General features: G+C 72.3%; 21 protein-coding genes and 2 pseudogenes. 22 read left to right on the top strand and 1 reads right to left on the bottom strand.

All coding sequences use genetic code 11. The annotated features are described in order from the left end of the window. Positions 1–6 precede the first annotated feature (6 nt). The 15 genes and pseudogenes from BQ7106_RS11245 to holA form a co-directional block, all read left to right on the top strand. Positions 7–765: pseudogene (locus BQ7106_RS11245) on the top strand (ABC transporter ATP-binding protein); the annotation flags it as partial. Positions 766–921: 156 nt separating this feature from the next. Further along, the gene (locus BQ7106_RS11240) at positions 922–1,740 is read left to right on the top strand and encodes an S-layer homology domain-containing protein (protein ID WP_240307435.1); all 819 of its coding nucleotides are present in this window, start codon (positions 922–924) and stop codon (positions 1,738–1,740) included. Between the two features lie 244 nt (positions 1,741–1,984). Next, positions 1,985–2,536 (top strand): bifunctional pyr operon transcriptional regulator/uracil phosphoribosyltransferase PyrR, encoded by a 552-nt coding sequence (pyrR, locus tag BQ7106_RS03085; RefSeq protein ID WP_072371121.1) that lies wholly within the window; start codon positions 1,985–1,987, stop codon positions 2,534–2,536. A 35-nt stretch (positions 2,537–2,571) separates the two neighbouring features. Further along, complete coding sequence (locus BQ7106_RS03080; protein WP_072371118.1) at positions 2,572–3,507, top strand: aspartate carbamoyltransferase catalytic subunit; 936 nt, start codon at positions 2,572–2,574, stop codon at positions 3,505–3,507. Then, positions 3,491–4,804, top strand: a complete 1,314-nt coding sequence (locus BQ7106_RS03075; RefSeq protein ID WP_072371115.1) for a dihydroorotase — start codon at positions 3,491–3,493, stop codon at positions 4,802–4,804. The genes BQ7106_RS03080 and BQ7106_RS03075 overlap by 17 nt, the downstream gene beginning before the upstream one ends. Next, the gene (locus tag BQ7106_RS03070; RefSeq protein WP_205407659.1) at positions 4,801–5,592 is read left to right on the top strand and encodes a dihydroorotate dehydrogenase electron transfer subunit; all 792 of its coding nucleotides are present in this window, start codon (positions 4,801–4,803) and stop codon (positions 5,590–5,592) included. Before BQ7106_RS03075 ends, BQ7106_RS03070 begins: the two co-directional genes overlap by 4 nt. A 26-nt stretch (positions 5,593–5,618) precedes the next feature. Further along, positions 5,619–6,527, top strand: a complete 909-nt coding sequence (locus BQ7106_RS03065) for a dihydroorotate dehydrogenase (protein ID WP_072372011.1) — start codon at positions 5,619–5,621, stop codon at positions 6,525–6,527. After that, complete coding sequence (pyrF, locus tag BQ7106_RS03060) at positions 6,521–7,243, top strand: orotidine-5'-phosphate decarboxylase (RefSeq protein WP_072371112.1); 723 nt, start codon at positions 6,521–6,523, stop codon at positions 7,241–7,243. The genes BQ7106_RS03065 and pyrF overlap by 7 nt, the downstream gene beginning before the upstream one ends. 254 nt (positions 7,244–7,497) lie before the next feature. Then, entirely contained in the window at positions 7,498–7,806 is a 309-nt protein-coding gene (mihF, locus tag BQ7106_RS03055) for an integration host factor, actinobacterial type (RefSeq protein ID WP_072371109.1), read from the top strand. Between the two features lies 1 nt (position 7,807). Continuing rightward, positions 7,808–8,413: a guanylate kinase gene (gene gmk, locus BQ7106_RS03050; RefSeq protein ID WP_072371105.1), complete on the top strand. Its 606-nt coding sequence runs from the start codon at positions 7,808–7,810 to the stop codon at positions 8,411–8,413. Further along, the gene (locus BQ7106_RS03045; RefSeq protein WP_072371092.1) at positions 8,388–8,672 is read left to right on the top strand and encodes a DNA-directed RNA polymerase subunit omega; all 285 of its coding nucleotides are present in this window, start codon (positions 8,388–8,390) and stop codon (positions 8,670–8,672) included. Before gmk ends, BQ7106_RS03045 begins: the two co-directional genes overlap by 26 nt. A gap of 8 nt (positions 8,673–8,680) precedes the next feature. After that, positions 8,681–9,901: pseudogene (gene thiI, locus BQ7106_RS03040) on the top strand (tRNA uracil 4-sulfurtransferase ThiI); the annotation flags it as partial. Between the two features lie 128 nt (positions 9,902–10,029). After that, the gene (locus BQ7106_RS11135) at positions 10,030–10,449 is read left to right on the top strand and encodes a ComEA family DNA-binding protein (RefSeq protein WP_083526860.1); all 420 of its coding nucleotides are present in this window, start codon (positions 10,030–10,032) and stop codon (positions 10,447–10,449) included. Continuing rightward, positions 10,442–12,808, top strand: coding sequence for a ComEC/Rec2 family competence protein (locus BQ7106_RS03030; protein WP_072371085.1), 2,367 nt, complete (start codon positions 10,442–10,444; stop codon positions 12,806–12,808). The genes BQ7106_RS11135 and BQ7106_RS03030 overlap by 8 nt, the downstream gene beginning before the upstream one ends. 163 nt (positions 12,809–12,971) lie before the next feature. Next, positions 12,972–13,934: a DNA polymerase III subunit delta gene (holA, locus tag BQ7106_RS03025; RefSeq protein WP_072371082.1), complete on the top strand. Its 963-nt coding sequence runs from the start codon at positions 12,972–12,974 to the stop codon at positions 13,932–13,934. A gap of 75 nt (positions 13,935–14,009) precedes the next feature. On the opposite strand, the gene rpsT is transcribed toward holA, so the two are convergent. After that, complete coding sequence (gene rpsT, locus BQ7106_RS03020) at positions 14,010–14,273, bottom strand: 30S ribosomal protein S20 (protein ID WP_072371079.1); 264 nt, start codon at positions 14,271–14,273, stop codon at positions 14,010–14,012. Positions 14,274–14,382: 109 nt separating this feature from the next. Between rpsT and lepA the strand changes: the two genes are divergently transcribed. The 7 genes from lepA to BQ7106_RS02985 all read left to right on the top strand — a co-directional run bounded on the left by lepA (position 14,383) and on the right by BQ7106_RS02985 (position 23,310). Continuing rightward, complete coding sequence (lepA, locus tag BQ7106_RS03015; RefSeq protein ID WP_072371075.1) at positions 14,383–16,194, top strand: translation elongation factor 4; 1,812 nt, start codon at positions 14,383–14,385, stop codon at positions 16,192–16,194. Next, positions 16,191–17,210 carry a tRNA dihydrouridine synthase gene (locus BQ7106_RS03010; RefSeq protein ID WP_072371072.1) on the top strand — a complete coding sequence of 340 codons (1,020 nt, stop codon included), beginning with the start codon at positions 16,191–16,193 and terminating at the stop codon, positions 17,208–17,210. Before lepA ends, BQ7106_RS03010 begins: the two co-directional genes overlap by 4 nt. A 252-nt stretch (positions 17,211–17,462) precedes the next feature. Further along, on the top strand, positions 17,463–18,668 hold the full coding sequence (gene hemW, locus BQ7106_RS03005) for a radical SAM family heme chaperone HemW (protein WP_240307415.1): 1,206 nt from the start codon (positions 17,463–17,465) through the stop codon (positions 18,666–18,668). Positions 18,669–18,869: 201 nt separating this feature from the next. Further along, positions 18,870–19,340, top strand: coding sequence for a deoxycytidylate deaminase (locus BQ7106_RS03000; protein ID WP_072371066.1), 471 nt, complete (start codon positions 18,870–18,872; stop codon positions 19,338–19,340). A 155-nt stretch (positions 19,341–19,495) separates the two neighbouring features. Beyond that, positions 19,496–20,611, top strand: a complete 1,116-nt coding sequence (locus tag BQ7106_RS02995) for a DnaJ domain-containing protein (protein ID WP_072371063.1) — start codon at positions 19,496–19,498, stop codon at positions 20,609–20,611. Positions 20,612–20,752: 141 nt separating this feature from the next. After that, on the top strand, positions 20,753–21,982 hold the full coding sequence (dnaJ, locus tag BQ7106_RS02990; RefSeq protein WP_083526859.1) for a molecular chaperone DnaJ: 1,230 nt from the start codon (positions 20,753–20,755) through the stop codon (positions 21,980–21,982). Further along, on the top strand, positions 21,979–23,310 hold the full coding sequence (locus BQ7106_RS02985) for a MiaB/RimO family radical SAM methylthiotransferase (protein ID WP_072371060.1): 1,332 nt from the start codon (positions 21,979–21,981) through the stop codon (positions 23,308–23,310). The genes dnaJ and BQ7106_RS02985 overlap by 4 nt, the downstream gene beginning before the upstream one ends. The last annotated feature ends 5 nt before the right edge of the window (positions 23,311–23,315 follow it).

The following is a 23,315-nucleotide window of genomic DNA, read 5'->3' as shown; positions in this document are numbered from 1 at the left end:
TGACCCATGCAAGACACCTCCGCCTCCGCCGCCAAGGACTACGCCATCGAGGTCGACGACGTCTCGATGATCTTCAACATAGCCAGCGAGCAGCTCAACAACCTCAAGGAGTACTTCATCAAGCTCATGAGGCACGAGCTGTTCTTCAAGGAGTTCCGTGCGCTCGACCACGTGAGCTTCAAGGTGCGCCGCGGCGAGGTCGTGGGCCTCGTGGGGACCAACGGGTCGGGAAAGTCCACCATGCTCAAGTGCATCGCGGGCGTGCTCGAGCCCTCCGAGGGCACGATCGACGTGCGCGGCAACATCGCGCCGCTCATCGAGCTCGGCGCCGGCTTCGACCTCGAGCTCACCGCGCGCGAGAACATCTACCTCAACGGGGCGCTGCTCGGCTACTCCCGCGAGTTCATCGACGAGCACCTCCAGGAGATCATCGACTTCGCCGAGCTCGCGGACTTCATGGACATGCCCCTCAAGAACTACTCGTCGGGCATGGTGGCGCGCATCGCGTTCGCCATCGCGACGGTGACCGAGCCCGACGTGCTCATCGTCGACGAGACGCTCTCGGTGGGCGACGTCTTCTTCCAGCAGAAGTGCGAGGATCGCATCAGGAGCTTCATCGACTCCGGCAACGTCACGGTGCTGTTCGTGTCCCACTCCATGGCGCAGGTCGCGCGCATCTGCGACCGCGTCATCTGGATCGAGAAGGGCGTCATGCGCATGGACGGCCCCTCGCGCGAGGTGCTCGAGGCGTACCGCGCCCAGTTCGACCCGGCCCCCGCGGTGACCGGCGAGCGCATCGTGATCGACCGGCTGGTCGCCGACACGGCCGACGCGCTGCTCCCCGCCGACCCCACGACCGGGCAGATCCCCGAGAAGGGCCCCGATGGCGAGAAGAACCAGCAGCTCGTGGTCTACACGGGGATGCCGCTCGGCGTGCCCGCGGTGCGCTACGAGGTCCGCAAGGGGGACGCCTACTTCTACGCCACCCTCGACCCCTCGCTCTACTCCGTGGTCTCGCTCAGGCGCGACGACGGCACGATCGTGCGCGAGGCCATCGGCGAGGGCACCTACACCGTCGAGATCGACCTCGCCGACCACGCCCGCGGGCGCTACGAGCTGCTCGCGACCACGTTCAGCTTCACCGTGCGCCGCTACGGCCACTACGCCGACGTCAACTCGGCGGCCTGGTACTCGCTGCCGATCGAGCGCGCGTACAACCTGGGCTACCTCGCCGACCTCCCCGACGACCTCTTCCACCCGGGGGAGGCGATCTGCCGCGCGGACGCGGTGACGCTGCTCTCGCGCGTCGACGCGGCGGCGGGGGAGGGCGAGGCGGTGGGCGCCGCCGCCGGGCCGTCCCGAGGCGTCTTCGCCGACGTGTCGGGGGACGAGCCCTACGCGAGCGCCGTCGACTGGGCGCTCGCGCGCGGGGTGGTGACCCCCTCCGGGGATGAGCCCCGCTTCCGCCCTGACTCGGCCACGAGCCGCGAGGAGTTCGCGGTGATGCTCGCGCGCCTTGCCCGCGCCCGCGGCGAGTACGCGGAGCCCGCCGAGGACGCGCTCGCAGAGGTCATCGACGCGGACGACATCTCGCCGTGGGCGCGCGACGCCGTGGCCTGGGCAGTCTCGCGCCGGGTCATCGGGGGCGGCGGCTACGTCAACGCGCCCGCGGCGCTCACCCGCGCCGAGGCCGCGACGATGGCCGTCAACTTCCAGCCGCGCCCGCGGCGCCTCGACTAGCCCGGCCGGCCCGACCCGCCCCCCGTCTCGCGTCGGCCGCGGGTCCGCCGGGCTCGGCGCCGCGCAGATTCGCGACGCCGCGCGCCCCGCGCGCCCGCATGGTGTACACTAAAAAAGATTTTTAAGCCGGTGCGAGACGCCAGCAAGGTCAGGCCCCCGGGCGCGCCCAGGGACGCTTCTCATAGCCTTAACGTGACGCTCGTGCCGGGTACGGCAGGGCGTCTTTTTGTGAGAAGGGAGTCCCATGGAACAGCCTCAGCTCAAGGCCCAGATCATGGACGAGCAGGCCATGAGCCGCGCGCTCACCCGCATTGCCCACGAGATCATCGAGCGCAACGAGGGCGCCGACGGCGTCGCCCTCGTCGGCATCGTCCGCCGCGGGGCGGCGCTCGCGCCGATGCTCGCCGACGAGATCGCCAAGATCGAGGGCACCCGCCCGCCCGTGGGCTCGCTCGACGTGAGCTTCTACCGCGATGACGTGAGCCGCCGGATCGCCCCGGTCGAGTTCGGCACCGACATCAAGTTCGACGTCGACGGCCGCGACATCGTGCTCGTCGACGACGTCCTCTACACGGGCCGCACCATCCGCGCCGCCCTCGACGCCCTCATCGACCTCGGGCGCCCCAAGACCGTTCAGCTTGCCGTGATGGTCGACCGCGGCCACCGCGAGCTGCCCATCCGCGCCGACTACGTGGGTAAGAACGTCCCCTCCTCCCACGAGGAGGACGTCCGCGTGTCCATCCGGCCCTACGACGAGTCCAACTCCGTCGAGATCTGGACCCGACCCGTCGCGTAGCCGCCCCAACGCAGAGCACAGGAGGTGCCACCTAGATGCTGTCCGTCAAACACCTGATCGACACGACGAGCCTCACCGCAGACGACATCACCCAGATCCTCGACACGGCCCGCTCGTTCTCGGAGGTCAACAAGCGCGCCATCAAGAAGGTCCCCGCGCTTCGCGGCCGCACGATCGTCAACCTGTTCCTCGAGCCGTCGACGCGCACCAAGAGCTCCTTCGAGCTCGCCGAGAAGCGCCTCTCGGCCGACTCCCTCTCCATGGGCGGGGCCACCAGCTCCGTGGTCAAGGGCGAGAGCCTCGCAGACACCATCGAGACCATCGACGCCATGAACGTCGACATGTTCATCTGCCGCGCCAGGCTCGCCGGCACCCCGCAGAAGATCACCGAGCACACCGACGCCATCGTCATCAACGCCGGCGACGGCAAGCACCAGCACCCCACGCAGGCCATGCTCGACCTCTACACCATCCGCGAGAACTTCGGCCACCTCGACGGCCTCAAGGTCGCCATCGTCGGCGACCTCTCGCACAGCCGCGTGTGCGGCAGCCTCGTGCCCGCCCTCAAGACCATGGGCGCCGACGTCACGCTCGTGGGGCCGCCCACCTTCCAGGTCGACGACCCCGACTACTACGGCGTCCCGCAGACCGCCGACCTCGACGCCGTCATCCCCGAGATGGATGTCGTCTACATGCTGCGCGTCCAGCTCGAGCGCATGGAGGGCGCGGCCATCCCGTCCAGGCGCGAGTACAACCGCCTCTGGGGCCTCGACATGGCGCGCGTGAACCGCATGAAGCCCGAGGCCATCATCTGCCACCCCGGCCCCATGAACCGCGGCATGGAGATCAACGCCGACGTGGCCGACTGCGCGCGCTCGCGCATCCTGGACCAGGTCAACGCCGGTGTCCTGACCCGCATGGCCGAGATGTACCTGCTTCTGGGAGGAGAGAACAATGGCGTATCTGCTTAAGCGTGCCCACGTCGTCGACCCGCAGGTGGGCCTCGACGACGTTCGCGACGTCCTCATCGACGGCGAGAAGGTCGCCGCGGTCGCCGAGTCCCTCGACGCGCCCGAGGGCGCGGAGGTCATCGACGCCTCCGGGAAGTACCTCGTGCCCGGCCTCGTCGACATGCACGTCCACTTCCGCGACCCCGGCTTCGAGTACAAGGAGACCATCGAGACCGGCGCCCGCGCCGCGACCCACGGCGGCTTCACCGACGTCGCGACGATGCCCAACACCGACCCGGTGACCGACAACGGCGCCGAGGTCCGCTACCAGATCGACCGCTCCCGCCACGCCGGGCTCTGCCACGTGCGCCCCATCGGCGCGCTCACGGTGGGCGAGAAGGGCCAGACGCTCGCGGAGATCGGCGACATGGTCATGGAGGGCGCGGTCGCCTTCTCCGACGACGGGCACGGCGTCCAGAGCGCCGGCATGATGCGCACCTGCATGGAGTACGTCTCGCAGTTCGACAAGGTCGTCTCCGCCCACTGCGAGGTCGAGTCGCTCACCACGCACGGCGTCATCAACGAGGGCCGCGCCTCCACGCGCCTCGGCATGTTCGGCTGGCCGGCGCTCGGCGAGGAGCTCGAGATCTACCGCGACATCGAGCTCTGCCGCATGACCGGCTGCGCGCTGCACATCGCCCACATCTCCACCGAGAAGGGCCTCGAGCTCGTGCGCGCCGCCAAGGCCGAGGGGCTGCCGGTGACCTGCGAGGTCACCCCGCACCACCTCTTCCTCAGCGAGGAGGACATCACCGACGCCTACGACACCAACCTCAAGATGAACCCTCCGCTGCGCACCGCCGCCGACGCGGCGGCCCTCGTCGAGGGCATCCTCGACGGCTCGATCGACTGCGTCGTGACCGACCACGCCCCGCACGCCCCGCACGAGAAGGACTGCGAGTGGGAGATCGCCTTCTTCGGCATCGTGGGCCTCGAGACGTCGCTCCCGCTCATGCTCACCAACCTCGTGCTGCCCGGCAAGATGAGCTGGTCGCGCCTCGTCGAGGTCATGGCGGTCAACCCCAGGCGCTGCCTGCGCCTGCCCGAGGTGCGCGTGGAGGCCGGCAGCACCGCCGACCTCACGCTGATCGACCCCGCCGCCGAGGTCACGGTGACCGAGGACTGGCTGCAGAGCCGCTCCAAGAACTCCGCGTGGCTCGGCGCGACGCTCGCCGGCGCCGCCTGCGACGTCTTCGTCGCCGGCCGCCACACCCTCACCGACGGCGTGGTGACCCCCGTCAGGCGGGTCCTGCGATGAGCGCGCCCGCAGTCGGCCTGCACGAGTTCTCCGTCGTCTCCAACGAGCCGGCGGCCGAGGGGCTCATGCGCGTCGTCCTCTCGGCCCCCGCCCTCGCGCGCGAGCTCTCGGCGGGGCAGTTCGTGAACGTCGCGGTGCCGGGGGACGCCAGCCAGGTGCTGAGGGTCCCGCTCTCGTTCAGCCGCGCCGACGGCGAGGCGGGCACCGTCGAGATCGTCTACGCCGTGGTGGGCGACGGCACGCGTCGCCTCGCGGCCATGGCGGCGGGGGAGACCTCGACCGCGGTCGGCCCCTGCGGCAACCCCTGGCCCCTGCCCGCGGGCGCCCGCCGGGCGTGCGTGGTCGCCGGCGGGGTGGGCATCACCCCGGTCGTCGCCTGCGCGCGCATGCTCGCGGGGGCCGGCGTGGCCTTCGACGCCGTCGTGGGCGCCCAGACGGCCGGGAGGCTCTGGGGGGCCGACGTCCTCGAGGGCCTCGGCGCCGGCCGCGTCGTCGTCACCACCGACGACGGCAGCGCCGGGCGGGCGGGGTTCACCACCGCCGCCCTCGCCGACCTCCTCGCCGAGGGCGGCTACGACGTGGTCTACACGTGCGGGCCCGAGGTCATGATGGCCGGCGTGGCTCGCCTGTGCCGCGAGGCCGGCGTCGCGTGCCGGGTCTCCATGGAGCGCATGATGGGCTGCGGCTTCGGCGCGTGCAACACCTGCAACGTCGCCATGGCCGACGGCACCTACCGTTCCTGCTGCAAGGACGGTCCCGTCTTCGACGCCGAGGAGGTGGCGTGGTGAGCGAGAAGAACCCGGGCTCGGTGAGCATGTCCGTCGATCTCGGCGGCGTCCGCATGGCCAACCCCGTGAGCACCGCCTCGGGGACCTTTGGCTTCGGCGAGCAGTTCGAGGGCTTCTTCGACGTGGCGCGCCTCGGTGCGATCACGACCAAGGGCTGCTCCGCCGTGCCGTGGGACGGCAACCCCGCGCCGCGCATGTGCGAGGTCCCGAGCGGCATGATGAACACCGTCGGCCTCGCCAACCCCGGCGTGGCCGGCATGGTCGAGCAGTACGGCGCGTACCTCGCCGGGCTCGAGGAGCGCGGCTGCCGCGTGATCGTGCAGGCGGCGGGGCACTCCGTCGACGAGTACGTCGCCGCCGTGGAGCTCATCGAGGAGCTCTGCCCCTGGGCGAGCGGCGTGGAGATGAACATCTCCTGCCCCAACATCGCCCGCGGCGGCGCGCTCGTGGGGGGCACGCCCGAGAGCGCGGCCGAGGTCGTGCGCGCGGTGCGGCCGCGCGTGCGCCGGCCGCTGCTCGTCAAGATGGCGCCGGTCCGCGTCGACGAGATCGCCCGCGCCTGCGAGGCGGAGGGCGCCGACGCGCTGTCGCTCATCAACACCCTCAACGGCATGTCGATCGACGTGCGCACGAGGAGGAGCCGCCTCTCCAAGCCCACCGGCGGCGTCTCCGGGCCCGCCGTCCACGCGATCGCCGTGCGCATGGTCTGGGAGGCGGCGCAGGCCGTCAAGATCCCGATCAACGGCATGGGAGGGGTCGCCACCTGGCGCGACGCCGCGGAGATGATCCTCGCGGGCGCCACGAGCGTCAGCGTGGGCACGGCGAGCTTCTACGACCCCACGGCCGCCTCCGACATCGTGGACGGCCTCGCCGCATGGGCGGCCGAGCAGGGTGCAACCGACATCAACGAGTTGATTGGAGCTGTGGAATGCTGACGTACGAACAGGCGAGCGACAAGGTCATCATCGCCCTGGACTGCTCCCGCGAGCGGGCCTTCGAGCTCGCCGACATGCTCTCCGGCAAGGCCACCTGGGTCAAGGTGGGCATGACGCTCTTCTACGCCGAGGGACCGGCCATCGTGGAGGCCATGCGCGAGCGCGGCCTGCGCGTCTTCCTCGACCTCAAGGTCCACGACATCCCCTTCCAGGTGCAGGGCGCGGTGCGCGCGGCGTCGCTCACCGGGGCCGACATCCTCTCCATCCACGGCCTGGGGTCCTCCGCGATGGTCGCTGCCGCCCGCTCCGGCGCCGAGGAGGCGGCCGAGGCCCGTGGCGGCGAGCGCACGCGGCTCGTGGCCATCTCCGTCCTCACGAGCATGGACCAGGACGCCCTGGCCGAGATCGGCGTGACGTCCCCGGTCGCGGAGGAGGTCGCGCGCCTGGCCTCGCTCTCCTACGGCGCGGGCGCCGACGGCATCGTGTGCTCGCCGCAGGAGGCCGCGCAGATGCGCGAGCTGCTCGGGCCCGACGCCCTCATCGTGACCCCGGGCGTGCGCCCCGCCGGCGCCGAGGTCGGCGACCAGAAGCGCATCGCCACCCCCGCCGCCGCCATCGAGGCCGGCGCCTCCAAGCTGGTCATCGGTCGCCCGATCACGGGCGCCGAGGACCCGGTGGCCGCCTTCGACGCCATCTGCGCCGAGCTCATGGCGTAGCGCCCCTCTCGACGCGCCCCGGCCGCCCTGGCCCCCGGGGCGGCCGGCTTGCGCCGCGGCGCCGCCGTCCCTCTCGCCCCCCTGCCCCGCTCGGTCACGGGAGGGCCCCGATTTTGCGCCCACCCTGTGAATGATTGCCTCTGAGCTGCACCTTTGGTGGAGAGGTATTGCAAAACGTGAGCTAAATGGGCAAACTGATTTCTTGCGAGGCCGGCAGGACAGCTCCGCCGGCCCATGATTGAAGGAGGAAACACATGGCTCTACCCCAGCTTACCGACGAGCAGCGCAAGGCCGCCCTCGAGAAGGCCGCCCAGGCCCGCCACGAGCGCGCCGAGCTGCGCGAGAAGATCAAGAGCGGCAAGGTCACCCTCGAGGACGTCCTCGACTCCGACGACCCCATCGCCAGCCGCATGAAGGTCTCCACCCTCATCGAGTCCCTCCCCGGCTACGGCAAGGCCAAGGCCGCCAAGATCATGGACGAGCTGGGTATCTCCGCCACCCGTCGCGTCAAGGGCCTCGGCGCCCGCCAGCGCGAGCAGCTCGTCGAGGCTCTCTCCAAGTAAGTTGGCGAGGGAGGCTCGGCTCTTCGTCGTCTCGGGGCCGTCAGGCGTGGGCAAGGGCACGCTCGTCGCGATGCTGCGCGAGCGTCTCCCGCGCCTGGGCCTGACGGTCTCTGCCACGACGAGGGAGCCCCGTCCCGGGGAGCGGGACGGCGTCGCGTACTACTTCCTCTCGGAGGACGAGTTCGACCGCCGCGCGGAGGCAGGCGAGTTCCTCGAGTGGGCGTGGGTCCACGGCCACCGCTACGGGACGCTGCGCCAGGAGGTCGAGCGCGTGCGGGCGCAGGGTCGCTCCGTCGTGCTCGAGATCGACGTCCAGGGCGGCCTCAACGTGCGCCGCTCCGTCCCCGACGCCGTGCTCGTCTTCATCGAGCCGCCGAGCGCCGAGGAGCTCGAGCGCCGGCTGCGCGGGCGCGGCACCGAGGACGAGGCGTCCATCGAGCGACGCCTCGCGGGAGCGCGCGGCGAGCTCGAGCAGGCGGGGAGCTACGACGTGCGCGTCGTCAACGACGACCTCGAGCGCGCCTGCTCCGAGCTGCAAGAAGTGATCGAAACCTACGAGAACAACGGAGGTCACACGGAAGATGTCTGTGATCAAGCCCGAGATTGACACCCTGCTCGACAAGACCGAGCACAACCCCTTCCTGCTCTGCTCGATCGCGTCGAAGCGCGCCTGCGACATCAACAACATGGTGCGCGGCCAGCACCTGCGCGTGACGGCAATCCAGGACTTCGACGACATCACCACCGTTGTGTCCGGCAAGGACCCGGTGTCCATCGCCATGCAGGAGATCGAGGACGACACCCTGGGCTTCGTCAAGGAGGACTTCGACGAGGAGATCCGGGGCGCCAACGCGATCGTCCTGTAAGGGTGCCCATGACCGAGAGACTCTGCCTCGTCCACTACCACGAGATCGGCCTCAAGGGCAAGAACCGCTCCACGTTCGAGAACCAGCTCGTCACCAACCTGCACCGGGCGCTGCGCCCCTTCCCGGTGTCGAGCATCGCGCGCATCTCCGGCCACATCGCCGTCGAGACGGAGGACCGGCGCGCGACCGAGGAGCTCGCCGCCGCCATCCGGCGCGTGCCCGGCGTGGCGCGCGTGTCGCTCGCCTACAAGTGCGGGCTCGACGAGGGGGAGTACTGCGCGGCCGCCGTCCGCGCGCTCGGCGAGGCCGGCGACTTCGCGACCTTCAAGGTGCACGCGCGCCGCTCGTCGACCACCTACGAGCGTCACAGCCTCGAGATGAACCGCATCGTGGGCGCCGCCCTCTGCGAGGCCTTCCCCGAGAAGAAGGTCGACGTCCACACCCCCGACGTCACCGTCATCGTCCACGTGGTGCAGGGCAGCACCTTCGTCTACGCCGCCTCCGCGCCCGGCGTGGGGGGCCTTCCCGTCGGCACCGCCGGCAAGGTCGTGACGCTGCTCTCGAGCGGCTTCGACTCTCCCGTCGCCACCTGGATGGTGGGGCGCCGCGGCGCCACCTGCGTGCCCGTGCACTTCTCGGGGCGCCCCATGACCTCGGACACGAGCGAGTGGCTCTGCCAGGACCTCGTGGACGCCCTCGCCCCGGCGGGCGTCGTCGGGCGCCTCTACGTCGTACCGTTCGGCGAGCGCCAGCGCGAGATCTCGCTCGCGGTGCCGCAGAGCCTGCGCATCATCATGTACCGGCGCGTCATGCTGCAGGTCGCCGAGCGCATCGCGCGGCTCGAGGGCGCCAAGGCGCTCGTCACCGGCGAGTCGCTCGGGCAGGTCGCCTCGCAGACGCTCGACAACATCGCCGCCGTCAACGAGGCGGTGACCATGCCGGTGCTGCGTCCGCTCATCGGCTCGGACAAGCAGGAGATCATCGCGCGCGCCCACAGCATCGGCACGTATGACATCTGCTGCCAGACGGCGCCCGACTGCTGCACGCTCTTCATGCCGCGCCGCCCCGAGACCCACGCGCGCATCGCCGACGTGCTCGAGGCCTGGGAGAGCTTCGACCACGCCGCCATGGTCGACGAGCTCGTCGACCATGGCGGCGTGGTCGAAGCTCTCCCACGTCCCCCTCGCCCCTCTCGCCGGCCCCGGACGAGGGGGCCGGCGAGAGGGGCGAGGGGGACGCGGGCGAGGGCGGCGGGGGCTCTCCGGACGAGGGGGACGGCGCCGCCGAGAGCGACGGGGAGGGCGCGCCCGGCGACGGGACCGCCCCGGGGACCGTCGTCGTCCACGTGGACGGCGCGGTGGCGGCGCCGGGGGTCTACGCCCTGCCCGCGGGCGCCCGGGCCAACGACGCGATCCTCGCCGCCGGCGGGCTCTCCGAGGGCGCCGACACCACGGGCGTGAACCTCGCGGCGCCGCTCGTCGACGGCGAGAAGCTCCACGTCCCGCGCGAGGGCGAGCGGGCGTCGGCCGCGGCCGGCGACGTCGCGGGCGACGCCGCTGGGGGAGGCGCCGACTCGACCCCCGCGGCCCCGGTCAACCTCAACACCGCGGGCGTCGAGGAGCTCGACGCGCTGCCCGGGGTGGGCGAGGCCACGGCTCGCGCCATCATCGAGGACCGCGAGCGCAACGGGCCCTTCTCGACGCCCGAGGACCTCATGCGCGTCTCGGGCATCGGGGAGAAGAAGTTCGCCAAGCTCGAGGCGATGGTCTGTGTCTGAGCCCGAGCGCCCCGAGCGCCCCATGCTCCCGCCCCTGCTCTGGGCGCTCGTCGCGGCAGTCGCGCTCGAGCGGGCGTCGCTCGCGCTCGCGCCCGAACCGCGCGCCCTCGCGTCGTCCGCGGCCGCCCTCGCCCTCGTCTCTGGCGCGGCGCTGGCCGTCCTCGCGCTCGCCCGCGTGCGACGGGCGGTGGCGCGCCCAGGTGCCGGGGCGGCGGGGCGCCCGCTCCTTTCCGTCGCGCTCGTCTGCGCGGCCTCGGTCGCGGCGGCGCTCGCGTCGGCGGGCGAGCTCGCGCGGCAGGCCGAGCTCTCGTCGCGGCTCGGCTCGAGCCCCGTGTCCGCCTGGGAGCTGCGCGTCGAGACGGACATGTCCGAGGGGGCCTCGGGCTGGCGCGGGCGCGCCGAGGTGCTCGGCGGCGGCCGGGCGCTCGGCGGGGGGTGGCTGCTCGCCGACGAGCCGGAGGAGCTCGGGGCGACCCTGCGCTGCGTCGGGCGCTTCTCGCCCAACGCCGACGACGAGTGGGGCGCGAGCTCGCGCTCCCAGGGCCTCGTCGGCACGGTTCGCGTCGTGCGCACGCTCTCCCGCGTCGACGCCGCGGGCCCGCGCGGGGCGGTGCTGCGGCTGAGGCGCGCCGTCCTCGCGAGCCTCGACGCGTCGTCGTCCGACGCGCGGGCGCTGCTCGCGGGGACCGTCTGCGGCTCCACGTCGGCCATGTCGCGGCGCGGCCTCGGCGACGTCTTCGCCGCGTGCGGGGTCTCCCACCTGGTCGCCGTCTCGGGCGGCCACCTCGTGCTCGTGTGCGCCCTCGCCGCGCGCCTGCTGCGACGCGCCGCCCTGCCGCCCGTCGCGCGCGCCCTCGCCCTGCTCGCGCTCACGGGGGCGTTCGTCGTCTTCTGCGGCGCGCCGGCCTCCGCGGTGCGCGCCTGGGCCATGTCGGTCGTCTCCGAGGCCGCGGGGCTCCTCGGGCGCAGGTCGTACCCGCTGAGCTCCGCCTCCGCGGCGGGGCTGGCCATGGCGCTCGCCGACCCCGGGGTGACGGGCCAGCTCGGCTTCGTGCTCTCGGTCGCCTGCGTCTGCGGGATCTGCGCGCTCGGCCCGTACGCCGGCTACGTGGTCGGCGCGGTCATGCCGGCGCCGCCCCGCCCGCGCGGCGCCCTTGGTCGGGCGCTCGCCCGCGCGCGCTCGGACGCCGAGGGCGCCCTCTCGCTCACGCTCGTCTCGCAGGTGGTGACGATGCCGCTCACCTGCGCCGCCTTCGCGCAGCTCTCGCTCGTGGCGCCGCTCGCCAACGTGGTGCTCGCGCCGCTCTTCTCGGCACTGCTTTCGCTCGGGCTGGCCGCGGCGTGCCTCGTCTGGGCGCCGCCTGCCCAGGCGGTCGCGCTCGCCTGCTGCGACGCCGTGGGGTCCTGCCTCATGGTCGCCCTTCGCGCCCTCGCGTCCCTGCCGCTCGCCTGCGTGCCGGTCAGCGTTGAGGAGGGGCCCGCGCTCGCGGCGCTCGTCGTCATTCTCGCCGTCTGGCTCGCGTGGTGGCCGCGAGTCTCGCGCCGGGCCGTGCTCGCGTCGTGCGGGGCGCTCGCCGCCTGCGGCCTTGCGTGGGCGCTTCGCTGGCGCCTCCTCGCGCCCGCCCGGGTGTGCGTGCTCGACGTGGGGCAGGGGGACGCCATCCTCGTCACGGACGGCGCCGCGTCCGCGCTCGTGGACACCGGGCCCGGGGACGCGGTGGCGGAGGCGCTCGCCCGCGCGCACGTCACCCACCTCGACGCGGTGGTCCTCACCCACCTGCACGCCGACCACGCGGGCGGGCTCGAGGCGGTGCTCGGCGCCGTGGGCGTCGGAGGGGTGGTGGTTCCGGAGGGCGCGGCCGCCCCCGAGTGCGCGCGCGACCTCCCCGTCGCCGAGGTCGGCCACGGCGACGCGCTGCGCGTGGGCCGCTTCGAGCTCAGGGTCGTCTCGCCGCTCGAGCCGGCCGGGGGCGAGGGCAACGAGGGGTCCCTCGTGCTCCTGCTCACCTTCGACGACGGCGACCGCTCGCTCACCGCGCTGCTCGCCGCCGACGCGGAGCGCGAGGAGACCGGTGCCGCCATCGAGCGCGGGGAGGTCGGGGACGTCGACCTGCTCAAGGTCGGCCACCACGGCTCCGCCGCCTCGGTCACGCCCGAGATCGCCGCGGCGCTCGACCCCGAGGTGAGCGTCGCGAGCGCGGGGGCGGGGAACCGCTACGGTCACCCCGACCCCGCCTGCGTCGCCGCGCTCGAGGGGGTCGGTTCGACCTTCCTGTGCACGATCGAGGCGGGGGACGTCACCGTGGAGCCCGGCGTCGAGGGGCCGCGGGTCAGCTGCCGGAGGGGCCCACCGCCCTGACGTCGCTCCCGCGGCGGGGTGGGGGCGCGGGTGGCGTGTGCTACACTGGGTGGCCACGGTCGCGGCTCGGGCCTCGGTCGCCGCCGGGCACGGCGCGACGCCGCCCGCCGCGCGCGGGGCGTGACGAGGCGCGGCCGCCGGTGCCGCGAGAGGGGAGGCTCACATGGCTGACAGGCCAGCGCTGCTTCCGGCGTACCTCATCGTGGGGCCGGACGAGCTCAAGCGCAAGCAGGCCCTCGCCCGGCTCAGGGCGCGCGTGGACGGGCCCTTCTCCGCCTTCAACCTCGAGGAGCTCACCGCGTCGGGGGACATGGACGACGTCTCGGTGCTCGCCTCGTTGAACACGCTCCCCATGGGCGGGGACCGCCGCGTCGTGGTGATCGAGTCGGCCGAGAAGCTGCCCAAGGCCGTCTCCGAGGCCATCGTCGGCTACCTCGCCAACCCCAACGAGAGCTGCACGCTCGCGCTCGTGGCGACGACGCTCGCGAAGACCACGCGCCTCTACAAGGCCGTCGCAAAGGTCGGCCCGCGAACCGTGATCGAGTGCGCCGCCAAGAAGGGGCGGGACCTGCCGCCCTACGTGCAGAAGCTCGCCTCGGCCCACGGCGTGCAGATCGCCGCGGACGCCGCGCGCGAGCTCGTGGCGCGCGTGGGGGAGTCGACCACGATGCTCGACACCCAGCTCGCGACGCTCGCCGCGCTCCTCGGCGGGGCGGGCACGATCACGCGCCCCTTCGTCGAGGCCAACGTCGCTCGCGTGGCCGAGGTCAAGCCGTGGGAGTTCCTCGACCGGCTCTCCGAGCGCGACGCGCACCGGGCGCTCGCGCTCCACCGGCTGCTCGACGGCTCCGCGCTCGGGCTCCTCTCGCTCGTGACGGGGCGCCTGCGCGAGCTCGTCTGCGCGCGCTCGCTCGACGCGCGCGGGCAGGCCCAGGCGGTGGCGAGCGAGCTCAAGAAGCAGGACTGGCAGGTGAGAAACTACGTGCGGTGGTCGCGGGGGTTTGCCCCGGGCGAGCTCGAGCGACTGCTGGGGGAGTGCGCCGCCGCCGAGCGGGCCCTCAAGTCGGGCGCCGACGAGGGCTCCGTGATGGTGCGCCTCATCTCGCACGTCTGCGGCGTCGCGTAGCGCGGGCCGGCATGAAAAAAGCGGGCCCGGGCAGCACCCCGGGTCCGCTCTCGAGTCAAAGGGAGAGGCGCGGAACTACTTGATGGTGTTCACGAGCTTCTGGACGCCGCTCTTGCGCTGAGCGGCCTGGTTCTTGTGGATGATGCCCTTGGAAGCGGCCTTGTCGAGCAGGCGGCTCGCCTTGTTGGCGGCGTCCTGGGCAGCTGCGGCGTCGCCGGCCTCGACGGCGACGCGAACCTTCTTGACGGCGGTCTTGAGCTCGGAGCGGACCGCGCGGTTGCGCTGACGCGCCTTCTCAGCGGTGATGATGCGCTTCTTCTGAGACTTGATGTTAGCCACGTGCTGTTCCTTTCGGTTCCCATTCAATGTGAGGCCTCTGTGCTGAGACACGGCGAGGTCAACCACGCGAGTATAGCACGCGCGCCGCATCTTCGCTATCATTCACCACATGGCTACCAACGATACCTCACATATCCGCAACTTCTCGATCGTTGCGCACATCGACCACGGCAAGTCGACCATCTCGGACCGCATCCTCGAGCTCACCCACACGGTAGAGGAGCGCGACATGGAGGCCCAGCTGCTCGACACGATGGACATCGAGCGGGAGCGCGGCATCACCATCAAGTCCAACGCCGTCCGCGTCACCTACGACGCCGACGACGGTCAGAGCTACCAGTTCAACCTCATCGACACGCCGGGTCACGTCGACTTCACCTACGAGGTCAGCCGCAGCCTCGCCGCGTGCGAGGGCGCCGTGCTCGTGGTCGACGCCACGCAGGGCGTCGAGGCGCAGACGGTCTCCAACGCCAACCTCGCGATGAACGCCAACCTCGACATCGTGCCCGCGATCAACAAGATCGACCTGCCGAGCGCGCACCCCGACGAGGTCAAGGAGGAGATCGAGGAGGACCTCGCCATCCCCGCCGAGGACGCGGTGTGCGTCTCGGGCAAGACGGGCGAGGGCATCCACGACCTGCTCGAGGCCATCGTCATGCTCGTCTCGCCCCCCTCGGGCGACTACGGCGCGCCGCTCAAGGCTCTCATCCTCGACTCCTACTTCGACGAGTACCGCGGCGTCGTCGCCACGGTGCGCGTCTTCGACGGCCACGTGTCCAAGGGCGACCAGCTCACCATGATGCAGTCGGGCGAGGACTTCCTCGTGGACGGCGTCGGCGTGCGGCGCCCGGCCGAGACGCCCGTGGGCGAGCTCGGCGTGGGCGAGGTCGGCTACGTGGTCACGGGCCTCAAGGACCCGGCGGCCGTGCGCGTGGGCGACACCCTCACGTACCGCGACCGCCCCTGCGCCGAGGCGCTGCCGGGCTACCGCGAGGCGAAGCCCATGGTCTACACGGGCCTGTTCCCCATCGACAACAAGGACTACGAGAACCTGCGCGACGCCCTCGAGAAGCTGCGCGTCAACGACCCGTCGCTCACCTGGAGCCCCGAGACCTCGGTGGCCCTGGGCTTCGGGTTCCGCGTGGGCTTCCTGGGGCTTCTCCACATGGAGGTCGTCAAGGAGCGCCTCGAGCGCGAGTTCTCGCTCTCCCTGATCGCGACCTCGCCCTCGGTCGACTACCACGTCTACAGGACCGACGGAACCATGCTCGAGGTGCGCAGCCCCCAGGACCTCCCCGACGTCACGCGCATCGACCACATCGAGGAGCCCTTCCTCAAGGCCAAGGTCATCGTGCCGCCCGAGTACACCGGCGCGGTCATGCAGCTCGCCATCGAGCACCGCGGCATCACGCAGGACATGATCTACCTCACCGAGAAGTCGGTCGAGATGCACTTCGACATTCCGCTCGCCGAGCTCATCCTCGACTTCTTCGACCAGCTCAAGAGCCGCACCAAGGGATACGCGAGCCTCGACTACGAGTTCAGCGACTACCGCGCGAGCGACCTCGTGAAGCTCGACATCCTGCTCTCCGGCGACGAGGTGGACGCCCTCAGCTTCATCGTGCACCGCGACAAGGCCTACCAGCTCGCGCGCGGACTCTGCGACAAGCTCAAGGAGATCATCCCGCGCCAGCAGTTCGAGGTCCCCATCCAGGGCGCCATCGGCAACAAGATCATCTCGCGCAGCACCGTCAAGGCGGTGCGCAAGGACGTCCTCGCCAAGTGCTACGGCGGCGACATCTCCCGCAAGCGCAAGCTCCTCGAGAAGCAGAAGGAGGGCAAGAAGCGCATGAAGCAGATCGGCTCGGTCGAGGTGCCGCAGGAGGCGTTTCTCGCCGTCCTCAAGGTGGACGACCAGTGACGCCCTCCCAGGTGCTGGCCTCCTACGGGCCGGCCGCGGGACTCGCCCCCGTCGCGGCCCCGTTCGCCGGCGACGAGAGGGACCGCCCGCTCGCCGAGCGCCTCGCCGCGCACCCGCTGCTCATGGCTCCCATGGCCGGCGTCTCCGACGCGGCGTACCGCATGATGGCGCGCGCCGGCGGGGCGGACCTTGCCTACTCCGAGATGGTCTCGTGCGCCGGGCTCCACTACGGCGAGAAGAGCTGGGAGCTCGTCGACCCCGCTGACGGGGAGCCGGACCTCGCCGTGCAGCTGTTCGGCAGCAGGCCGGAGCTCTTCCGCGAGTCGGCGGGCCGCGTGGCCGAGCGCCTGGGCGGGCGCCTCGCGCTCATCGACGTCAACATGGCGTGCCCCGTGCCCAAGGTCACGCGCAAGGGGGAGGGCTCCGCGCTGCTCGAGGACCCCGCGCTCGCCTCCGAGATCGTGGCCGCGTGCCGCGAGGGCGCGCCGGGCGTCGACGTGACGGTCAAGATCCGCCGCGGGCGCTACGCCGGACGGGAGGTCGCGCCCGAGTTCGCCCGCGCGATGGAGCAGGCGGGCGCCGCGGCGGTGGCGGTGCACGGGCGCTTCGCGACGCAGATGTACCACGGCGAGGCGGACTGGGGCGTCATCGACCGCGTCGCGGACGCCGTGTCGGTCCCCGTGATCGCCTCGGGCGACGTGCTCTCGCACGACGCCGCGATGCGCGCGCTCGCGCAGACCGGCGCGACGGCCGTGATGGTGGCCCGCGGCACCTACGGCAACCCGTGGGTCTTCTCGGGCCACGCGCCCTGCGTCGCCGAGCGCCTCGCCGCGTTCGAGTGCCACGTGCGGCTGCTCGAGGCGACCGGGGCCCACCTCAAGCGCGCGAGGAGCCTCGCGGGCTGGTACTTCAAGGGCATGCCCGATGCCGCCCGGTGGAGAAACGCCGCCATGAGCTGCGTCACCGCCGGGGACTTCCTCGCCGTGGCGAGCGAGGTGCGAGCCGCGGCGTGCTAGCGCGTCTCGCGGCGCCCGTCGAGACCCCCCGTCCTTCTCGCCCCCGCCGCGGCGGCCGCCAAACCCCGGAAACCCGCCGCAGAGGCCCCAAGCCTCGCACCTTCTCTCTTGAATTACTTTTATGATGATAAGTACATCTAGAATATTAATTTCACCAATTAGAGAAATTCGAGGTGCGAGGTTTGGGAACTCAACGGCCCGAGCTGCGAGGTTTGGGAAGCCAACGGCCCGAGGTGCGAGGATTATAGGAAGATGACGGCCCACGTCGGGAGGCGATCCATGGTCTCCGCGCTCTACCTGCACATACCGTTCTGCCACGCGAGGTGCGCGTACTGCGACTTCGACTCGCGGGCGCTGCGCGGAGCGGCGCTCGACGCCGCGGCGGACCGCTACCTCGAGGCGCTGCTCGCCCGCGTCGACGCGCTCGGCGACGCCGGGGCGCTCGCCGACGTGCGGACGGCCTACGTGGGCGGTGGCACGCCCACGGTGCTGGGGGACCGCCTGCCCGAGCTCGTGCACCGCGTGCGCGCCTGGTGCTCGCCCTCTGAGCTCACGTGCGAGGCGAACCCGGAGTCGCTCTCGGCCGAGCTCGCCGCGGCGCTCGCTGAGTCGGGCGCCACGCGCGTCTCGCTCGGCGTGCAGAGCCTGGAGGACGCCGAGCTCGCGGCGATCGGGCGCCTTCACACGGCCGAGGGGGCGCTCGAGGCCGTGGCGCGGGCGCGGGCGGCGGGCCTGGACGTCTCGTGCGACCTCATGTGCGGCCTGCCCGGCCAGACGGGGGAGAGCTGGCGGCGCACGCTCGCGGGCGCTGTGGCGGCGGGGCCGGACCACGTCTCGGTCTACCCGCTCACGCTCGAGGAGGGCACGCCGCTCGCCCGGCGCGCCGAGGCCGACCCCGCGCTCGAGCCCGACGAGGACCTCCAGGCCTGGTGCATGGCCGAGGCGCGCCGGGAGCTCGTCGCGGCGGGGTACGCGCCCTACGAGGTCGCGAGCTACGCGCGGCCCGGCCATGAGTGCGCGCACAACGTCGCCTACTGGACGGGGGAGAGCTACCTCGGGGTCGGCCGCTCCGCGGCGGGGATGCTCTCGGCGCCGGAGTGGGACGGCCTCTCGGCGCTTCTGGGCGGCGAGTCGGCGGGCCCGGGCGTGGCGCGCGTGCGCTACGTGCAGCGCGACGACGAGGCCGCGAGCTTCGAGGTCGAGCGCCTCTCCCGGCGCGAGGCCATCGCGGAGGACCTCATGCTCGGCATGCGCATGACCCGCGGCGTCGGCCCGGAGCTGCTCGCCCGCGCTCGGGAGGCGTCGGGCGAGAAGAGCGTGGGCGCCGCGGTCGACGAGGCGCTGACGCGGGGCCTCGTCGCATGGGCGCCCGACGGCCGCCTCGCGCCCACGGAGCGCGGGTGGCTGCTCGGCAACGAGCTCTACGGCCTCATGTGGGGGCTCGCCGCGGACGACTGACGGACGCCGCCGCGCTCGTCCGAACTATCGACGACCCTCAAGCTAAGTCTCGACCTGAGCGTTAGGGTTTGCGCGTGTCGACGAGGGATGGCTCCTCGTCGAGGGGCCCGCCCGCCGCCGACGGCGCCCTCCTCCCACCCCTTGCGCGCGTCGCGCAATTGCGCCATGCTAGCTGCACGGACGCCGTCGGGAGGGGGAGTCATGCCGGGCAAGCGCACTGACGTCATCAGCTGGGACGAGTTCTTCATGAGGGCCGCCGTCGCCGCGAGCCTGCGCAGCAAGGACCCCAACACGCAGGTGGGCGCCTGCATCGCCGACACCAACCACCGCATCCTCAGCGTCGGGTACAACGGCACGCCGCGCGGGCTCAACGACGACGAGTTCCCCTGGGGCATCGCCGACGACCCGCTCTACGACAAGCACAACTACGTCATCCACGCCGAGGCCAACGCCATCCTCAACTACCGCGGCACCCTCAGGGACATGACGGGCGCCACCGTCTACGTGACGCTCTTCCCGTGCCACGAGTGCGCCAAGACGCTCGTGCAGGCGGGCATCGGCGAGGTGGTCTACCTCGACGACAAGTACGACGGCACGGAGGACAACCGCATCTCCAAGAACATCCTCGACCGCTGCGGCGTGAGCTGGCGCAAGATGGAGCTCTCGGACTAGGCTGCGCCCACGCCCACGCCCACGCCCACGCCCTCGCCCTCGCCCCCGCTCGAGCCCGCGAACTGCGCGGATTCCGTGCCCGGGGGTTGCCCGGGGCGCCGCGCGGGTATACTTCTCCCCATCTGTGACGTATCGCCAGCAGGGAGACATGCCACATGGCATCCATGAACGACAAGGACTACTACGCGATTCTCGGCGTCGAGAAGGACGCGTCCACCGAGGAGATCCGCAAGGCCTTCCAGACCAAGGCCCGCAAGCTCCACCCCGACGTCAACAAGGCGCCCGACGCCGAGGAGCGCTTCAAGGAGGTCTCCGAGGCCTACGCCGTGCTCTCGGACCCCGACAAGCGCAAGCGCTACGACGCCATGCGGTCCGGCAGCCCGTTCGCCGGGGCCGGCGCGCCCTACGGGTCGCCCGCGGGGGGCGGCTACGCGGACCCGTTCGGGGGGAGCCCCTTCGGCTGGGGACCCTTCGGCGGCGGCTTCTCGGGGTCGTCGCGCTCTCGCCAGCGCCGCTCGCGCTCCTACAACCCGCGCGCGGGCGCCGACGTCGTCTACGAGCTCACGCTCGACGCGCAGGCCGCCGCCGCGGGCACGCGCCGCGGCATCACCTACCAGCGATACGCGACGTGCGACGTCTGCCACGGCTCGGGCTCGGTCCAGGCGGAGCACCCCGAGACCTGCCCCACCTGCGGAGGGTCGGGCCACATCACCGTGGACACGGGCCTGTTCGGCGTGATGATGATGACGTGCCCGGAGTGCGAGGGCACCGGCAAGGTCGTCGCGGACCCGTGCCACAGCTGCGGCGGCTCGGGGCGCACCATCAGCGCGAGCGAGGTCGTCGTCGACGTCCCCGCGGGCAGCCACGACGGCGACGAGGTGCGCGTGGGCGGCATGGGCAACGCGGGCACGAACGGCTCGACCGCGGGCGACTTCGTCTGCCGCGTCTGCGTGCCCGAGGAGCGCCTCACCCGCTCGCAGGCCAGCGGCTTCAACTTCATCGGCTTCGCGCTGCCGTTTCTGGTGGTGGGGCTGCTCACGAGGACGCTCGCGTCGCTCGCGCTGCTCGTCGCGCTCCCGGTCGTCGTCGGCATCTTCCTCGTGGTCCGCGACGGCGTGAAGGCGCGCCCGCGCTGGTGGAGGAACGCGGGCATCGCGGTGGCGAACGGCGCGTCGAACGGCCTCATGATCGCGCTCGTGTTCGCGATGATGTTCTCGTGCACCTCCGGCATGGGGCGCGTGGGGTACATGGGGTACCCGTACTACTTCTAGTGGCGGCGCGGCCCGCGGGCCCCTCTCGCCCGCGGGCCGCCGCCTCTTAAGAAAAGTGATAGCTTTGTGGGAGGCGGGGGCGGTCCCCGCCTTTTTTAGGGTATAAGGCCCTGGGCAGTCAGTACGCACGGACTCTGGAGTATGCACGTGGAACCGAAGAAGGACTACTACGAGGTGCTCGAGGTGCCTCGCGACGCCGATGCAAAGACGATCAAGCGCGCGTTCCTGAAGAAGGCGCGCAAGCTCCACCCCGACGTCTCGGACGCTCCGGACGCCGAGGAGCGCTTCAAGGAGGTCAACGAGGCCTACTCCGTCCTCTCCGACGACCAGAAGCGCGCCAACTACGACCGCTACGGCGACCCCGCGGGCCCCGCGGGCTTCGGGTCCGACTACGTCGACGTGTCCGACATCTTCGGCGGCGGGGGCTTCGGCTTCGGCGACATCTTCGACTCCTTCTTCGGCGGCGGGGCGCGCGGCGCCGCCTCGGCCGCGCGCACCCGCGGCCGCGACATGGGCATCCGCCTCTCGATCACCCTCGAGGAGGCGGCGGCCGGCTGCAAGAAGACCGTCGCCTACACGCGCCTCGCGCCCTGCGAGGACTGCGGGGGCACCGGGGCCGCCGAGGGCGGCCGGATGCGCCCGTGCGAGCGCTGCCACGGCACCGGTCGCGTGGTCGAGGTCCAGCGCACGATCTTCGGCCAGATGCAGACCCAGGCCACCTGCCCCGTCTGCCACGGCCAGGGTCAGGTCATCGACCACCCCTGCGAGACCTGCGAGGGCCAGGGCCGCACGCCCTCCCGCGAGAAGGTCGAGGTCCAGGTGCCCGCCGGCGTCCACTCGGGGCAGACCATCACCGTGCCCGGCAAGGGCGAGGCGGGCGTGCGCGGGGACGCGTCGGGCGACCTCGTCGTGAGCGTGGAGGTCGCGGACTCCGACCGCTTCGAGCGCCGCGGCGACGACCTCTACTGCACCGTCCAGGTCGACGCGCTCCAGGCGATCGTGGGCACCACCGTGTCGCTCGACGGCATCATGGAGGGCGAGCGCGTCACCGTCGAGGTGCCCGCTGGCTGCCAGTTCGGGCAGCAGGTCGTCGTGGAGCGCAAGGGCATGCCGCGCATGGGCATGATCGCCCGCGGCAACCTCGTTGCCGTGGTGCACGTGGAGACCCCGCGCGACCTCACCAAGAAGCAGCTGCTCGACGTGGCCGCGCTCGTCGCGGAGCGCGCGCTCGACGAGTCGTCCCCGGAGGGCGGCGAGGCAGAGGGCGGCCCCGAGCGCGAGGGCTTCTCCGCCGCGGCCGAGAACGCCGCCGAGCACTTCGCCAAGGAGCGCTGGCACGCCCCCAAGAACCCGTTCAGGGGCCGCAGGTGACGCCCGCCCCGCCGACGACGTCCGGCCCCGCCCCGGCGCGGCGCCCCGGCGTCGCGCTCGTGAACCTCGGCTGCCGCGTCAACCGCGTCGAGCTCGACCTCATGGCGTCCGAGCTCGAGCGCGCGGGCGCCGAGGTGGTGGGGGAGCGCGAGGCGGCTGCAGTCGTCGTGAACACCTGCGCCGTCACCGGCGAGGCCGAGGCGAAGACGAGAAAGGCCGTCCGCCGCGTGGCGACGCTGCCCCAGCGGCCGCTCGTGGTGGCGACGGGCTGCGTCGCCAACCTCTTCTCCGACGAGCTCGAGGCGCTCGCGCCGGGCGTCGTGGTCGAGCGCGACAAGGCGCGCGTCGCCGCCCGCGTCATCGAGGGGCTCGGCCTCGCCCCCCAGGCGCCGGCTCCCGCCGGGGACGACCCCGCCGAGGCCTGCGCCGCGCCCGCGCACCGCGACGCCCCCACGCCCACCGGGCGCACGCGCCCCGGCATCAAGATCCAGGACGGGTGCGACAACCGCTGCACCTACTGCATCGTCTGGCGCGCCCGCGGGCGCGCCCGCTCGCTGGCGGCCGACGAGGTCCTTCTCGCCGTGCGCGAGGCCCGGGCCCGCGGGGCCCGCGAGGTCGTGCTCACCGGCATCAACCTCGGGAGCTACCGCGACGCGGCCGCCGGCGACCTCGCGCTGCCGGGGCTGCTCGACCTGCTGCTCGAGCGCACCGACGTCGAGCGCATCCGCCTCTCGTCCATCGAGCCTCCCGACGTCACGCCCGAGCTCTGCGCGGTGATGGCCGCGGCGGGGGAGCGCGTGGCGCCCTTCCTGCACGTGTGCCTGCAGTCCGGCTGCGACGAGACGCTGCGCCGCATGGCGCGCGTCTACCGCACCGACCTCTTCCGGCGCGTCGCGGCGACCGCCCGCGAGGCGGTGCCCGGGATCGCGCTCGGCACCGACCTCATCGTGGGCTTCCCCGGCGAGACGGACGCGGAGTTCGAGGCGTCGCTCGCCTTCTGCCGCGAGATGCGCTTCGCCAGGATGCACGTCTTCCGCTACTCGAGGCGCCCGGGCACGCCTGCCGCCACGATGCCGGGGCAGGTCCCGGCCCCCGTCGCGGCCGAGCGCGGCCGCCGGGCGCGCGAGCTCGCCGACGAGATGCGGCTCGCGCAGGCACGCTCCCTGGTGGGCGAGAAGGACCTCGTGGTGGTCCAGTCCCCCGGCCGCGGCGTTTCGGGGGGCCTGTTCGACGCGGCCGTCGACCCCGCGCTGCCGGTCGACTCGCTCGTGCGGGTGCGCGTCACCGGCGTGCGCGGCGACGCCACGCTCGAGACCGAGCCCCTGTAGGCGCC

Origin of the sequence: Thermophilibacter mediterraneus, from assembly GCF_900119385.1 — a bacterium.
In the GTDB taxonomy this organism is placed as follows: Bacteria; Actinomycetota; Coriobacteriia; order Coriobacteriales; family Atopobiaceae; genus Thermophilibacter; species Thermophilibacter mediterraneus.
This window is presented reverse-complemented; position numbering and strand designations above follow the sequence as displayed.

What these genes read in the sequence shown, in the direction of transcription:
- BQ7106_RS11240 (WP_240307435.1), top strand. Translation starts at nt 922, where the DNA reads ATGCCGCTCGGCGTGCCCGCGGTGCGCTACGAGGTCCGCAAGGGGGAC.
- pyrR (WP_072371121.1), top strand. Translation starts at nt 1,985, where the DNA reads ATGGAACAGCCTCAGCTCAAGGCCCAGATCATGGACGAGCAGGCCATG.
- BQ7106_RS03080 (WP_072371118.1), top strand. Translation starts at nt 2,572, where the DNA reads ATGCTGTCCGTCAAACACCTGATCGACACGACGAGCCTCACCGCAGAC.
- BQ7106_RS03075 (WP_072371115.1), top strand. Translation starts at nt 3,491, where the DNA reads ATGGCGTATCTGCTTAAGCGTGCCCACGTCGTCGACCCGCAGGTGGGC.
- BQ7106_RS03070 (WP_205407659.1), top strand. Translation starts at nt 4,801, where the DNA reads ATGAGCGCGCCCGCAGTCGGCCTGCACGAGTTCTCCGTCGTCTCCAAC.
- BQ7106_RS03065 (WP_072372011.1), top strand. Translation starts at nt 5,619, where the DNA reads ATGTCCGTCGATCTCGGCGGCGTCCGCATGGCCAACCCCGTGAGCACC.
- pyrF (WP_072371112.1), top strand. Translation starts at nt 6,521, where the DNA reads ATGCTGACGTACGAACAGGCGAGCGACAAGGTCATCATCGCCCTGGAC.
- mihF (WP_072371109.1), top strand. Translation starts at nt 7,498, where the DNA reads ATGGCTCTACCCCAGCTTACCGACGAGCAGCGCAAGGCCGCCCTCGAG.
- BQ7106_RS03045 (WP_072371092.1), top strand. Translation starts at nt 8,388, where the DNA reads ATGTCTGTGATCAAGCCCGAGATTGACACCCTGCTCGACAAGACCGAG.
- holA (WP_072371082.1), top strand. Translation starts at nt 12,972, where the DNA reads ATGGCTGACAGGCCAGCGCTGCTTCCGGCGTACCTCATCGTGGGGCCG.
- lepA (WP_072371075.1), top strand. Translation starts at nt 14,383, where the DNA reads ATGGCTACCAACGATACCTCACATATCCGCAACTTCTCGATCGTTGCG.
- hemW (WP_240307415.1), top strand. Translation starts at nt 17,463, where the DNA reads ATGACGGCCCACGTCGGGAGGCGATCCATGGTCTCCGCGCTCTACCTG.
- BQ7106_RS03000 (WP_072371066.1), top strand. Translation starts at nt 18,870, where the DNA reads ATGCCGGGCAAGCGCACTGACGTCATCAGCTGGGACGAGTTCTTCATG.
- BQ7106_RS02995 (WP_072371063.1), top strand. Translation starts at nt 19,496, where the DNA reads ATGGCATCCATGAACGACAAGGACTACTACGCGATTCTCGGCGTCGAG.
- dnaJ (WP_083526859.1), top strand. Translation starts at nt 20,753, where the DNA reads ATGCACGTGGAACCGAAGAAGGACTACTACGAGGTGCTCGAGGTGCCT.